This window comes from Oribacterium sp. FC2011, from assembly GCF_000701645.1.
Classification (GTDB): domain Bacteria; phylum Bacillota; class Clostridia; order Lachnospirales; family Lachnospiraceae; genus Oribacterium.
Map to the genome: position 1 here is coordinate 16,148 of NZ_JNJM01000023.1, position 15,479 is coordinate 31,626.

Here is a 15,479-nt window from a genome sequence, read left to right on the forward strand (position 1 = left end):
CTTAAATCAACTTAAGCCACCGGCGGATTTACTATTTTGGAGTTTAAATCATCTGAGACTGTAATATGTAAATGTTGCTCCTGAAGGTATGCCATGGGCACGAAGACCATCTTCGACGCCGGAACGCGCATCACCCGGAATAGATTCAGGCAGATGAACAGTTACATCATCAGGGATACCTTCAAAGGTATCAGGCTGATAGTGAGGAACTCCGTCAATGGCATTACTGTCATCTATCTCATCCATGATGGCAGTAGTAAACCATATGTCCTTAAGAGCAGTATTTCCTGCAAGGATCCTTGATCCTATTCCGTTTCCGCACTGTCCTCGGAAGTAGGCAGAAGTAAATGTAGAATCCTTGAAGGCTTCATCTGCGATGCCATATACATTGCCTGTCAGCCACCAGCCATCTTCCGTGTACATATGATAGTTAGGGATACCAAGCTTATCACTGTTGCCGTGATATCCTGTTATAATTCCCGGATTGATACAGTCAAAGTCAAAGGTGCTGTCAGGGATGAAATCTCTTGAAGAACCCATCCATGCAATCTCCGGATATCCGATAGAAAGCAGGTACTTATCAAGATTATCAGACTCTTCAATGGTTGCGTCAGACGGAAGGTAGATCTGATAATCGAAGCTTGTTGCATCATAGAAATTTCCCTGAATCTGTGAAGCAGGGTCATAAACATCATCGAGATACAGACAGCTTCCTTCAAGTTCCTCATGATCTGAGAATACATGCTTATAGGCATCTTCCAGATATACGTAGTCAGCCTGTATTGCGCGCTCGCCTATCTCTGCTTCAGGACAGAGGATAATGATGCAGGCAGCGCCAAATGTTGCATGGTCACCGATCTTTGTTACTGTAGAAGGAATGACAAGAGTGTCCAAAGTTGTGGAGTTGAAGCAGCCATCCGGAATCTCGGTGAGACCTTCCGGAAGATTAATATACGGAAGTCCGAACATGGATGAAAATGCACCTTCACCTATGGTTGTGACTGTCTCAGGAAGTTCGATCTTCTGGATGTTGTGACAGTTTACAAATGCTCCCTTGCCAAGTTCCTTAAGGTCTGACGGCAGCTCTATCTCAGAAAGCTGTGCACCGTCAAAAATATAATCCGCCGAAAGGATCGCACCGTCTGCAAAACTTATCTTATCAAATCCGCTTTCATCAAATGCGTGATAATCATATTCTGCGGCGCTGCCTTTAAATGTTCCTGTGCCGGAACCTTCATAAGCACCGGATCCTACATAAGAAACACCATCAGGAAGTACTACATCCTTAAGGTTAGGGCAGTCACGGAAAGCGTACGGATATATGAAGCTCAGGGTTTCGGGAAGAACGACCGTTTCGAGATTTGTACAACCGAAGAAAGCATTGCCCTGGATCTCGGTGACGCCTTCGGGAATGACTACCTTCCTGACAGAGGTGTTGTCCTTAAATGCATTAAAGCCCACGCTGACTGTGTTGTAATCACCGATAACAGAAGGGATAGTTACTTCTTCATCAGTGCCGGAGTATGACATGATACTGCCGCCGTCGGAAAGAAGACCGTTTACTTCTGCTGTACCCGGCTGGTGCCATGCCTCAGGATCAAGTTTCACAGAATTCATCAGATCCACAAACTGTTCGTTGTCAAGGAATGCTTTGAATTCCTCAGGACCGAAGCTGTTGTTGGAAACATGAACACAGGCACACATCCTGTCGCTGAACTTTGAGAACAGGTACATGGAGTAAAGGATGGTCGGCTCATCAGCGCCATCTTTTTCAAAGGTATGTTTTGCGATGACACCGAGCCAGTCATTGCTTCCATAGGTACGGTTGAACTGATCCCCTTCGTACATATCTGCATGATGCTGAGGATCCGGGTTGTACTGTGTTGTTATGGTGATACCGCCGGTGAGAGCATTGGAATGCAGATTTGCCACCATGGAATTCTCACCTGTTTTTACGGGCCAGCGGGCAGGGAAGGTGGCGGTGATGCCGTTTACGGAATATTCATTGCCATCCGCGGTCTTTATACATTCAAAACTGTTCAGTACGGCACGAAGCTTACTGTTATACAGGTAGTGATAAATGTTTGTATCATCGGTTGGCTTCAGCGCTTCCAGACGGATATGCATGCCCAGCCATTCTCCTACCAGAGTTTCGCCGTAATCCATGACGATATCAACAGCAGGTGTATCACTTTCGTTGGAAGGGTGGAGCCATCCCTTTCGTGTATTATTGGCCCACACCCGTACAGGGAATCCCGCCAGAGTCCCTGATACGTCACGTGACCAGTCTGTTTTTACCTCGTTTCCGTCATAGATAACAGTATTACTCACATTGTTTATTATGTTGTTAAGTGAGAAATTATCAGGGCGGAACATAAGCTTCCAACCATCTTCTTCATCGGTAACTGTAATGTGACCCTTGTTCTCACCTTTGCCTTCATTAACAGCGGTGACGCCTTCAGGCAGCCTGAGGATGAGATTTTCATCTTCAAATTTCTGTTCCGTGAGATCATATTCCTTATTGATCCCGGGGATAGGTGACGCGGAATCCAGCTCGTTCTTCGCCGGCTCTTCTTCGACGAATGGAGCCTCTGTCTCAGCTGCTTTGGTGGTTGGAGCCGGACCATTATTCTTGTCGCCATTGCCGCTGTTGCAGGAAGCGAGACCTATGATCGTCACTGCTCCGATGATCAAAACCAGTGAATGTTTCTTCATAAATATCCTCCTTAAGATTTAAATCTGATAGATTTAGGAATCTTTTCCCCATACCGGTTTTAGTTTCGTTACTTTGTCTATTATACCACGAAAAGGATGAAAATTTCAAAAAAGCATATATTAAGGATATATAATTCAAAAAGTGGAAATGCTGTTGCTCCGGTCTTTTTGGATGAGCACATATAAGGAACATTCCCTATATGAAATAAGAAACACGGGTAATGTTATAGTCTGTCAAAATTGACTAAAATTTAACGTGTAAAAAGATCGGGGGATAGAGGTCCTCTAAAGTCAACTACCCATCACCTAAAGGTAATGGGCTTGTAACTACCCAGTCGTAGTAACGGCTTACGCCTCCGACCTTTAACCCCGATAGGCTTTGCTACCTAAAGTGGCGTTACATCACAGGGTGGCTGACAACACCCTTTACGACAAAGTTTACTCTGCCGTAACTGTATCAGGTACTTGGCTATCTTCGAGATAGTTGATTCCCATACGGTACAGATTCATTGCTCCAATGCGGTCATCATTGGATCTATAGCTACAGTTCTTGCAGGAAAACAGATGTATCTTCTTGTCACGGTTGGTCTTTTCGATGTGTCCGCACACAGGACAGCATTGGCTTGTATATTTTGGATCAACCTTAATCACGGTGGATTGTCTCTGTTTTGCCTTGTAGATAAGCTTCTGTTCAAGGTCAAAGAAAGACCATGACACAGATACATAACGGTCTCTGGCTTTGACACGTTCTGTAGCTTTACGAACCCCAGACAGATTTTCAAGGACAAAGAGAGTATGCTTCGGGTTGTTTTCTACGAGTGCCTTTGATACACAATGGTTTACATCCTGCATCCAACGGTTTTCTCGCTGACCGATAGCCTTTAGTCTTCGTCTTGCAGACGCAGTCTGACGCATCTGGAGCTCCTTGCGCAGCTTTGAATAATGAGCACGCTTCTGTTTTATGGTTTTACCATTAACAAAACCGGACTTGTGCTTACTGTCATATGTGGCAACAAGAAAGTTGATGCCCCTGTCAATGCCTACAACATTACAGATGTCGGAAATACTGCTTTCCTCGACATCATAAGTAACAGGGATATGCAAAAAATACTTGCCGTGATTATTTACAAGCTTGGCAGTACCAAACTTATACACAGTGTGGTCGAAGTATTTAGACATACCCTCAGTGAAATATGGGAGTTTTACACGTCCATTCAGGGTGTTTACTGAAAAACGATTCTGAGTCAGGGAGTAATCCCTGTTCCAGACAAGGTCGTACTGGGGTTTCCTGAAAGACGGACGTATCCACTTCTTTTGATTCTCAAGAATGGTCTTATACCTTGCAATAACAGTCTTGAATACAGACTGTGCCATCTGGGATTTGAGACCGAATTTATCTCTGAGCACAGAGTACAGAGTTTTGTTAAGAGAAAACTGTTTTAAGTCGTGAGTACGGAACACATAGGCAGATACGTAATTACAGGCATCAGAATAAACAGACATGGTTTTATTAAGTAAAGCCCTGCTGTCTGCATCGGCTGATATCTGAATTTTAGCTGTAACTGTGATTTGTTCCATAAAGCCCCCGTAAATATCAACAAATATAGTATAGCACATATGTTTGCCGAAAACAATACACAGGGCTCCTCCCACCTGCTAAAGCAAGTGGGTTTCCGCCTATGGCAACGAAAGCATTATAGTTATGAAAAATTTTTAAAATATAGAAATATTTACCTGATTTTTGTCGACAACTATATTGATAGAGTGAAGTATCGAGTATCAGTGGAATAGTTGATCAGAGAGTAACAAAATGGGTAAACGGTTTAATATAGCATATCTTATTTCTCATAAAACAGTAGGGTATCCCTTGGGGATTCAGAATGGTATAAGAAATGCCATAGAGGAACAGGGGCATAATCTCATCAACATCATGGATCTTTTACCGTCAAATACTTTTCTGGAGTGGTCACACAATTACATTCATGCAGCATTTGAGCTGGCTGCCCGGATGGATTTTGATGCTTATGTTGTTCCTGTAGGTGTTGTAAATGCCTTTAATTCCCGGTCTTCAGGAAAATTCGCTATGAAATATGTGGAGCTTCTGGATCCGAAAAAAACCCTTCTTATCGAGGAATACCATGAAGGTTACAGATGCATCACAAAAGATAATAAACCCGGTATCCGGCAATTGATCCGACATCTCATTGAGTATCACGGCTACAGAAAGATCTGTTTTTTAAGCGGTCCTGCCACAAGCTTTGGTGCAAAGGAAAGGGAGACGGTTTACTTTGAAGAGATGGAGCGGCACGGGCTTCCTGTGGAAGACCGTATGTTTGCCCGTGGGATTTTTTCGGGTGCCTGTGATGAGGTGGTTGAAGAGCTTCTGAGTAAAAATCCTGATGTTGAAGCCATCGCCTGTGCTTCCGATCATATGGCAGAAACTGTTTATCGTGTGATGAAAAAGCATGGTCTGACTCCGGGAAAGGATATAGCAGTAACCGGTTTTGATGATGTTTTGATTGCTGCCGAAATGACTCCGCCGCTTACCACAGTGCGCCTTTCGGCGTATGATTTGGCATATAAAGCGGGATATGAGGTAATTCGTCTCTGTGAGGGGAAACCTCAGGAAACGGATTGCATTGAAAGCCTTTTTGTTCACAGACTTTCTTGCGGAGAGACAGTAAAAGAAAATGACTCTAAGCTTGTACAGCTTATGTCTCAGACGCCGGTTGATCGTGAGGCTATGGCAAAACAGCTGTTGGAGGATGTGGCGGAAGCTGCTTCAAAACAGGTAAAACAGGAATGTTATCCACGCTTTAAGAATTTTATCGATAAAATTTATAACGTTCTCATGGACAGGGAGAACAGGGGATCAGGTCATATTGTGGGCCAGGACGATATCGTTGATATATTCCGTTATGATTACAGTAAGTTCTTTTCTCTCAAAAAATTTGGTGATGCAGTTACGGATTGTTATGATTACGCAGCATCCCGTTTGGAAGGAGACCAAAAGATTTGGATACTGAATGAGCAGGCGCGTTTTCAGCGTATAATGAGAAAGAACATCGCTGAACAGTATGATCAGAATATCTGGGACAGCCAGAAGCGTCAGCATTATATAACCCGTATCACTATGGATGCGTTGATGAATTCCATGGATAGGAAGAAAGCTTTCAAAGCGATGTTTGAGAATCTTATCAACCTTGGAGTCAAGGATGCTGCTCTTTTGAGTTTTTCTGAACCTATAGAGTACTTCCATCGTAACTCAATTCATATGGGAGATAACCTGTATCTTGAGGTGGCGTTGTCAGATGGGGAAATCAGGGTACCTGAAACCCCGGAATCGTATAAGATTTTCCGTCTTGTGGAAAACTTTATGTCACAGGATATGTCAAAACATGCGCTGCTTCAGCTGGATCCGAGTTTTACTGTCGGTGCTCTCCTTACCGGACGGGAGATGATAGGTGTATTGATCGTGGGGCCAAGCATAATTGATTCCACTGAACTCGTCAGGGTATATCATCAGATGGCGGTGGGTATGCAGCATCTTGAGCTTATACATCATGAGCAGGAACTTATCGAAGTATTGAACCGTAACAATCTGAGACTTTCACGGGAGTCAGAGCATGATATGCTGACAGGTGTTTTCAACCGGAGAGGCTTCATGAATAATCTGGAACAGCGTATCAGCCATGCCATTATGTATGATAAATTCAACTCGAAAGCAGCCATCTTCTACATGGATATGGACGGTTTAAAGCAGATCAATGATACATATGGTCATGATGAAGGAGATTTTGCAATCAGGAATTCGGCAGATATTCTGTCGAAAGCCTTTGGCAACGGTCTTGTGGGACGACAGGGCGGTGATGAGTTTTTAGGCTTTTGCCTGTTGGATGGGTCTGTTGTTGTGGAACCCGGGGATATGATCCCAAAGGTGGATAAGCTTATGGAGGAGTTTAATGAAAAAAGCGGAAAGCCATTCAAGCTGAGAATATCCATTGGACACATGGAATTTCCAATAGATTTTAATACCATGAAGAATCTGTCTTCTTATATGGAATCGGCAGATACCATGCTTTACGAAAATAAGAGAAAGCGTAAGGGGCTAAAATAGTTTAAAGTGACGTAAACCTTGAACAGAGCCGGAGGGCATCCATTTATAAGAGATTCGCTTATAAATGGATGCCCTCCGGCTCTGTTCATATCATTATGCAGTGTTTTTTTTCTTCAAGAATCCCAGGATAAGGGCAGCGACCACTGACCCTGTCAGGATGGATAACAGATAAAGCATCGGATGTTCAACCACCGGCAATACAAATATTCCTCCGTGCGGAGCCGGAAGCCTGCAGCCAAACAGCGAAGACATTAACCCTGAAACTGCAGAGCCTGCGATACAGGAAGGAATCACTCTTGCGAAATCCGTGATCACATAAGGAAGAGCTCCTTCTGTGATGAATGAAAGTCCCATGAAGAGTGCAAGTATTCCGCCGTTCTTTTCTTCTGTACTGAATTTTTCTCTGAAAAGAGCCATTGATATGGCGATTCCGATAGGTGGAACCATGCCTCCGGCCATGACTGCTGCCATGATCTGGGTGTCTTTTGCGGTAATGGACGCCAGTCCGTAGCTATAAGCTATTTTATTAATGATTCCTCCCATATCAACGGACATCATTCCGGCAGCCAGCGTACATACCAGAGGCTTGCTTATGGTTTTGGAGTAATCCAATAACGTGTTAAATACAGATCCCAGTGCCACAGCGGCGGGTTGTATCATAAAAAATGAAATAGCCTGTACTATGGTGAGACTGAATATCGGATATATAACTATGGGGGCAGCTCCACGGATGTATTTCGGCAGACGGTCTGTGAACAGGTTGATCTCTCTGCTGATTATCCCTGCGGCCAGACCTGCTAAGGCAGCGCCTATAAATCCCGAATTGGTATTTATCACCATATAACCGCCTACAAGTCCTGACATAAAAGCACTTTCACCTGCAAGACTGTAAGCCATAAAGGCCGAAAAAACAGGAAGCATAAAATTGAAGGTCGTATCCCCAAGGTATTTCAGATAGGTAGATATGGAAGTCATGGATCCCAGGGAAGATCTTTCATCAGCTGACAAGGTGGAAAGGTCAATGCTGGCGGCATCAAACAGGAATGCCAATGCTATGAGTATACCTCCGGCTGCCACAAATGGAGTCATCCATTTAACGGCAAATATGATTCCCGAAAGAAATCGCTTTTGCAAAACCTGCTTGAGACTGAGGCTTGCTTCCGCAGATTTCAAATTAATCTCAGTAGGTATTTCAAAAGATATGGCTTCCGGTCTGGTTTGATCCGGTACTGTACTTTTCTCGGTGACAGCAGAGGTTGCTTTCTCTGCTTTTGTCATGGATTCAGAAAAGGCTGTAACGGTATTTCTTCCATTCTCTTTTGACTGATATAAGGCAAGATCAGCATTTTCACAGACTTCCGATAAGGTCATATTGTTATTTACCGGAGTTATACCAACACTTATTGTAAAAGGAGCTCCTTCTTTTGGAGAATCCAGACGTATATTATTGCACAGTTCAAAAAGTAAGGCTTTGGCTTCAGTTAAAGGCAGATTAATGACACCGATGAACTCGTCTCCACCCCATCTTCCGGCAAAGCCATTAGCCTTCGATACAGTGGTTTTTATATAATTTGCAAGCATCGATAAAGCAGCATCGCCGGCTGCGTGTCCGTACTTATCATTTATCTGCTTGAATAAATCTATATCCAAAAGAAACATTGAATAATCATGAGATTCATCTGTGAACAGTTTCAGTTTGCGGTTAAATTCTGCCGTAAAGTATTTTCTGTTGGCAAGACCTGTCAGTTCATCTGTTGTGGCAAGCTGTATAAGCTTATTTTTGTATCTGGAGAACATGTTGGAAATAAGAACCAGAAGTGTAATGATCAAAATTACACCTATAGAAAAAATCACAACATACTGCATCCTTTGAAGCTGTCGCTCTTTGGAACCGTCATTTTCCAAAATCAGACTATATCTGTTGCCGGCAAAGCTTCGTGCGATATAAAGAGTCTTATCTGCAAAAAATAATGAGTTTCCGCCATTATTCGCATCATAAAAAATCTTATCAGACTCTTTTACAGAGTCCAAAAAGTATGACTTGAATTCCAGTGTGTTGTCGGGGGCTTCTGCCACGATGTTTCCGGATGAATCAATAAGCCAAAGTGAAAACCCTTGTTCAGTATAAACCGAAGACTGGTCTCTGAAGTATTCTGAAAGCTCGGTATCCTTATCCGGAGATGAAATACTTAAGGCTTTTTCATTCAGAGTACGTGCCAATTCATGGGAAATCAGTTTTGTATCGGCTTCCAGATATCTTAGAGAAAGTGTGTTGCTAAGATATGCAAAAGAAAGAAGAATCAGCGTAAAGGTACCGATGATAAGCAGGAAAATGATATTTAATTGTCGTTCATTGGCCCTGTCGCTCACTTGAAGCTCCTTAAAAATATGACATAGTACAAGATACGATACCACTATATCGGCAGGCGTGGATGTTATTATAAGGTACAGGAGATGGTTTTTAAGTGAACATTTTGGGCTGAATGTCTATGCCTTTCGTGGGTCACTCTGCTAAACTTCTAAAAAATGTATAAAACCTCTTAAAAATGATTGGATTTGTGGCAGGGATCTATTTACAGACAGCTGGAGGGACATGGTATAATAAATATAATTATCTTCAGTCGTTTCTAACGTGTAATCTTATGGGAAAGGAGTATGATATGGCAATGAATCCTATCGGTGCGATCGGCACAGGACAGACGAGTAGTAATCCATATGGGAGTTATTACAGTGCGTACTATGGGAATTCCCGGAATTATCTGAACTACAGACAGATGATGCCCGGTAACGATCATAACTCCGTAAACAGTAGTGATGATACGGTAAAAAAGGCCGGAAGGACGAGTGCGCCTTCCGAATGTCAGACCTGTAAAAAACGCAAGTATCAGGACGGCTCAAATGAAATGGACGTTTCCTTCAAGTCGGCTTCACATATTTCTGTTAAAGATGCTCCTGCAATGGTTCGGGCTCATGAACAGGAGCATGTTGCCAATGCTTATCAAAAGGCGGAGGAGTCAGGCGGTAAGGTTTTGCAGGCTTCGGTTTCCATAAAAACCGCCATTTGTCCGGAGTGCGGGACGACTTATGTTGCAGGTGGTGAGACAACCACAAAGATAAAGTATCCTGTGGATAAGAAAGCAGCTGAGGCTATGGCTGAAGATACCGGACTGGGAAAGATGTTTGATGCTTCGGCGTGAGAGCGTGTGAAAAAACTGTTTTTTTAAATTCCGGTTCAGTGTTAAAGCCGTAGAGCATACCACCCGGGACGGTTCTCGCCGGCGAGAACCGTCCCGGGTGGTATTGCGTAGAAATGAAAAGTTCTGAACAAGAAAGGATCCGCAGCATTTTCTCAGTAGGGGAGGGGGAGAAAATGTTTGGCGGATCCTTTTTCACACGGGCACTGCCATTGGATTGGTCACAGTGCATTAATTGGTTTTGGATTACCATATATTGTGTTTCTGAAATTATAATAACACAATATACGGGTAATTACATCTGTTTTTAAGAGAATTTATAATTTTTTTATGGATTTTATTGATTGGTTATACGAAAACGTCCCGACTCTGAATCCATTGGGGACGAAGAGTCGGGACATTCTTGATTTTAACCTGTTTTTTTACGTCTGCAATTTTCTTTTCTGCTATAAAAACTACGCTTATTTTCGTACATCATCTCGTCTGCTACAGAGATGAGATTATTGATAGAACCCGGATGGTCCTTGGCAACAGCATAACCTGCAGAAACACTTATGCTGTCTATGTGTTCACCCTTCCAGGAAGCAAGAATGTCATTGAATCCAAGCAATGCTTCATTCAAAGATTCCGGCTCTACCTGTAAAAGAGCTACGAACTCATCTCCGCTTATATGATAGCATTCACCGTAGTCGCTGAAGGCTTTTTTCAGACATTCTCCTGCACCCTGAACCAGTTCATCACCTGCTTTATGCCCCAGACTGTCATTGACACGTTTAAGACCGTTTACATCAAAAACCATGGCAGTGAAATTATCCGGAAGCGTATCAAGGTTTTCGTACTTATCAAGAACATTGCTGTATGCAAAACGGCTTTTCAGTCCTGTCATGACATCAGTCTCAAGGAGCTTTTGTTTTTCGGAGAGATCCATCTCTTTTTTGCGAAGACAAAACGCCTGGTAATGTGTGAATAAAAGTATGGTTCCGTTAGTGATAGCGAGACAAATAGTTCGCATATCGCCGCCAAAGTACATCTGCAGGCCAATGCCAACAGCAGTTACCAGCATAATATATACAGTAGAAATATCGTAGGAGTTTGATGAATCTCTAAAAGCTTTAAGGTAAGCCCATAGCACACTGAAAAGCGCTAATACAAAGGTCAGCATATATACAGGGAATAATGGCCCATGATGATATACGTTTTGTGCATCTACATAAAATACGCAGCCGTTAAAAATCGATACGATTTCCACAAGGACATTACTTATCATCAGATACTTGAGATAGTTCTGAAGTCTGCTGTCAGGCATGACGAGACTAACCAGTTCCAGTCCCAAAAGAGGTGTAAAGACATAATCTGCTGCTTTAACTACTGTATGAAGTGGAACTGTCCATGACGGTGCTCCGTTAAGAGCAACTCCGCCCCACTCAGCCAGCATGGCAATTATGATCACTAAAGAAGTCCGGAAAAAATTCGTTTTTGTTTTTCCATCTATTTGTTGGTTGTCATGTACCAATTTTGCAAACATAGATAGTGTTGCACACGACAAAAAAATGACAGCTGTATAGTAACCCATAATATCCTCTTAAAAATATATAAAAAACGAAAAAATTTAACATTTTATTAAAAGCTATTATCCGTTTTTCGATAATCTTGTGTATTTTAACACCCTGAATCAAAAAAGAATAGTAAAAAATAATATTCTTATTTGTTGCGAAAAGGGATATGTGATTTACCTATGGTGTTCTATAGAGAACCGGGCGGTGACAAAGGCACTGTGATAAAACCGGAAAGACAGAAACAGAAGAGAATAAACATGATAAAAGTTGAGTGATTTTACGGAATATTTAAAAAGTAAGTGATTTTACGTTTGCACCGGCTTGTTTTGCTTATTTTGTCTCCTATATAGTGTATAAAGCTGATTAAGACACAATATTTGGATGACGAACCGTAAATTCACTCAACTATTCCTTATAACGTCCTGTGCAACCGTATAATCACTCAACCTTTATGTTCATTTGAATTAAAGTTTATAATAGGTAAAGGTTCCCTCGGCGAAGGTCTCTCCGTTATCATCTTTGATATAAACTTTCATTACGATGACAGCTCTGCCGTTTCTTATAAGCTCTGCAGTTCCATACAGATACCTTGTTGTATTGCTTGTAAGGAAATGGAAATCACTGTCAAGTGTTACGAGGTGATCGGTGTAGCGGCGGGCATTGGCACCGCCTGTGGTATCTGCAATGGTAAACAGCATGCCTCCGTGTACATGGCCGGCACCATTCATGTGCATAGGCATGACTTCTGTGATTGTGGTTATGGAGCCATCCTGTGAGTTTTCTTCAAAATCGATGCCGCAGTGTTCAACAAAACGGCTTTTGATGTAATAATCGATGATATTTTTTCCTGTCATTTCATTCCTCATTCTGTACGTAAATTTACTCAACTTAAAAACACATAAGCATTTTCTGAGTAGTGACACCAAAGTATGGGTTTCTGATGTGCTTCTGACATGATACCACAGGTTGGGAGGAAAATGATCAAAAACTGAGCCGGAGGGCATCCATCTGTAACCGGGTCACACAACGGTTTCAGATGGATGCCCTCCGGCTCTTTAGCTTCTTATATTATATTCCGCGACTGATCTCTTATTCTGCAGAAGTAATCGTATTACCCATATCAGCAGGCATCTGTGCAGCAGCGATAGCTGTGGCTGTTGCACCGTCTTCTGAAGTGATCTCAACCATATCGCCTACTGCGAAGCTGCTTGTAAGTGAGCTGTCGATGGTGAAAGTCATAGTTGTCATTCCACCCATATTACCCATTCCGTTGGCTTCACCCTGGCCGGCATCAGCAGGAGGAGTCTCTGTTTCACCGGCTGCGTTTGTAGGAGCTGCAGGAGGTGTCTCAAGCTCGCCTGAAGCATTGTCAGGAAGTGCAGGAGGAGTCTCGAGCTCGCCTGAGGCATTGGTTGGCATAGTGCCATCTGCCTGCATATTTCCGTCAGGCTTTCCCATGCCTCTTCCGCCATGGCCCATGGTTTCGATAGTAATGGAACCGCTCTCGATGGCAGTGATTTTACCCATGTACATACCGTTGTTCATAGGTGGCTGACTTGCTTCGGTAGTAGTTGTCTCGTCGGCCAATGATGCCACAGCACCTACAGAAGCTACACCAAGAAGTGTGCAAAGACCGATAACTGCGATTTTGTTCTTTAAAATATTCTTTTTCATTTTAATCTCCATTCCGTGAGCATCCGGTTTTTAAACAGTAATCTGGAAACCGGAGCCACAATTTGATTCTTTGTATTCGGTTTTCTGTTTCCCTCTCGGGATGGCATCACTATAAAAAACGAAACTGTAATGAAACTGAAAAAGAAAAAATATTTTGGAAATATTTGAAACTGTCAGATCAAAATGCTTTCGATTTAAAAGTTGAGCAAATGTTCGTACTAATTGAGCGGAATTACGGTAACTTGAGTAAATGCATGACTTAGGGTTAATTGTTATATAACCTCAGATTATTATGAATAAGCAAAATACCACTAATAACATAACTATATGGCATATTTGAGACTTTTGGGCCCTCAGAAACTCTTAAATTTATGGGTTTTCACGAAATAATTAATAATAATTGAATCCGCCGATTTAAAGTACTAAAGTGAATGGAAAGAGCTTTTATTATTCATTTTATTCATATTTATAAGGGGGCGAAAATAATGAATAGCTTAGTTATTTTACTCGTAGCAGGTATCGCACTTCTTGCCGGATATCTGTTATATGGAAGATACCTTGCAAAAACCTGGGGTATCGATGAAAAGGCAGTCACACCTGCAACAAAGTATGAGGATGGAGAGGATTTTGTTCCATCATCAAAGCTTACAGTATTTTCACATCAGTTTTCATCAATCGCAGGAGCGGGACCTGTTCAGGGACCTATCCTGGCAGCAGCTTTCGGATGGGTGCCATGTCTTTTGTGGCTTCTGTTCGGTGGAATCTTTTTCGGAGCTGTGCAGGACTTCGGAGCACTTTATGCTTCAGTAAAGAATGACGGAAAGTCCATCGGTATGATCATCGAAAAGTATATCGGAAAAGCCGGAAGACGTTTCTTCTCACTGTTTTGCTGGCTCTTCACTCTGCTCGTTATTGCAGCATTTACATCCATGGTATCAAGCACCTTCAACGGATTCACTAAAGCAGCAGACGGATCCGCAGCACTTAACTTTAACGGCGCTGCAGCAGCAACCATTTCAATGCTGTTTATCTTTGTTGCCATGGCCTTCGGACTTGTTGAAAAGCATCATAAGAATATGAAGGAAAGCACCAGAGTTGTGATCGCCATCGTACTTCTTGTGGCAATGTTTGCATTCGGTATGGCAGCGCCGATATATCTCACTGCACCTCAGTGGAACTATGTGATCATGATATACCTTTTTGCAGCGTCAGTCACACCTATGTGGCTCCTTATGCAGCCCAGAGATTATCTCACAACTTTTATGCTTCTCGGCATGATCGTCGGTGCTGTATTTGGTCTTATTGTTGCTCATCCTGAGATGAAGCTCAATGCTTTCAACGGCTTTGTTCTCACAGCAGCAAACGGTTCTCACAGCTACATTTTCCCGACATTGTTTGTGACCATCGCCTGCGGTGCGGTTTCAGGTTTCCACAGCCTTGTATCTTCAGGCACATCATCAAAGACTGTAAGAAACGAAAAGGATATGCTTGCAGTCGGTTACGGTGCAATGGCACTTGAAACACTTCTCGGTGTTTGTTCACTCCTTGTCTGCGGCGCAGTTGCGGTTAACGGAGCAGTACCTGCTGACCTGACACCTTTCCAGATTTTTTCACAGGGTGTTGCCGGCTTCCTTGAGACCTTCGGTGTTCCAAACAGCGTTGCCAATGTCTTCATGACCATGTGTGTGTCAGCATTGGCACTTACATCCCTTGATTCAGTAGCAAGAATAGGAAGAATGTCTTTCCAGGAGCTTTTTGCCACAGACGAAACTGACAAGTCAAAGATCCCTGTATGGCAGAAGCTTTGCCTTAACCAGTATTTTGCAACAGCCATAACACTTTTCTTCGGATACCTCCTCTGCCTTGGCGGTTATGCTAATGTCTGGGCCCTGTTCGGTTCCGCAAACCAGATGCTTGCGGCTCTTGTACTTATCGGAATTGCCGTATTCCTGAGAGCTACCGGTCGTAAGAGTGTAATGCTTTATGTTCCTATGGTTATCATGCTGGTTGTGACATTTTCTGCTATCGTTCTTAACTTCATCGGTAATGTCAATGCTTTCAGAGCCGGCACAGCAACCTTCCTGGTTAACGGCCTCCAGCTTATCGTTGCAGCATTTCTTATGGTACTTGGCGTATTGGTTACGCTTACATGCGTAAATAAACTCCTTGGTACCAAAACTTCGGAAGAAGATGAAATGAAGAAAGAGCCATCATTGGCTTAAG

Annotated in this window: 9 protein-coding genes; 3 read left to right on the forward strand and 6 right to left on the reverse strand. The window is 42.8% G+C overall.

All coding sequences use genetic code 11. From position 1 onward, the window contains the following. Window positions 1–48 precede the first annotated feature (48 nt). Complete coding sequence (locus tag T357_RS0115165; RefSeq protein WP_031554484.1) at window positions 49–2,715, reverse strand: leucine-rich repeat domain-containing protein; 2,667 nt, start codon at window positions 2,713–2,715, stop codon at window positions 49–51. A 438-nt stretch (window positions 2,716–3,153) separates the two neighbouring features. Continuing rightward, window positions 3,154–4,293, reverse strand: coding sequence for an RNA-guided endonuclease TnpB family protein (locus T357_RS0115175; protein WP_031554486.1), 1,140 nt, complete (start codon window positions 4,291–4,293; stop codon window positions 3,154–3,156). A gap of 232 nt (window positions 4,294–4,525) precedes the next feature. Here T357_RS0115175 and T357_RS0115180 point away from each other — a divergent pair, with 232 nt between their 5' ends. Further along, on the forward strand, window positions 4,526–6,832 hold the full coding sequence (locus tag T357_RS0115180; protein WP_031554492.1) for a diguanylate cyclase domain-containing protein: 2,307 nt from the start codon (window positions 4,526–4,528) through the stop codon (window positions 6,830–6,832). Window positions 6,833–6,925: 93 nt separating this feature from the next. On the opposite strand, the gene T357_RS20500 is transcribed toward T357_RS0115180, so the two are convergent. Beyond that, window positions 6,926–9,202, reverse strand: coding sequence for a fructose-specific PTS transporter subunit EIIC (locus T357_RS20500; protein ID WP_049962474.1), 2,277 nt, complete (start codon window positions 9,200–9,202; stop codon window positions 6,926–6,928). A gap of 290 nt (window positions 9,203–9,492) precedes the next feature. Between T357_RS20500 and T357_RS0115190 the strand changes: the two genes are divergently transcribed. Next, window positions 9,493–10,029: a hypothetical protein gene (locus tag T357_RS0115190; protein ID WP_049962475.1), complete on the forward strand. Its 537-nt coding sequence runs from the start codon at window positions 9,493–9,495 to the stop codon at window positions 10,027–10,029. 406 nt (window positions 10,030–10,435) lie between these two features. Here T357_RS0115190 and T357_RS0115195 read toward each other — a convergent pair whose 3' ends face one another. From T357_RS0115195 to T357_RS0115210, 3 genes are all read right to left on the reverse strand, one after another. Further along, window positions 10,436–11,599 carry a GGDEF domain-containing protein gene (locus tag T357_RS0115195; protein ID WP_031554503.1) on the reverse strand — a complete coding sequence of 388 codons (1,164 nt, stop codon included), beginning with the start codon at window positions 11,597–11,599 and terminating at the stop codon, window positions 10,436–10,438. 447 nt (window positions 11,600–12,046) lie between these two features. After that, window positions 12,047–12,436 (reverse strand): PaaI family thioesterase, encoded by a 390-nt coding sequence (locus T357_RS0115205; protein WP_031554505.1) that lies wholly within the window; start codon window positions 12,434–12,436, stop codon window positions 12,047–12,049. A 235-nt stretch (window positions 12,437–12,671) separates the two neighbouring features. Further along, entirely contained in the window at window positions 12,672–13,256 is a 585-nt protein-coding gene (locus tag T357_RS0115210; RefSeq protein ID WP_031554506.1) for a hypothetical protein, read from the reverse strand. Window positions 13,257–13,741: 485 nt separating this feature from the next. Here T357_RS0115210 and T357_RS0115215 point away from each other — a divergent pair, with 485 nt between their 5' ends. Continuing rightward, the gene (locus T357_RS0115215; protein WP_031554507.1) at window positions 13,742–15,478 is read left to right on the forward strand and encodes a carbon starvation CstA family protein; all 1,737 of its coding nucleotides are present in this window, start codon (window positions 13,742–13,744) and stop codon (window positions 15,476–15,478) included. Window position 15,479 lies beyond the last annotated feature (1 nt).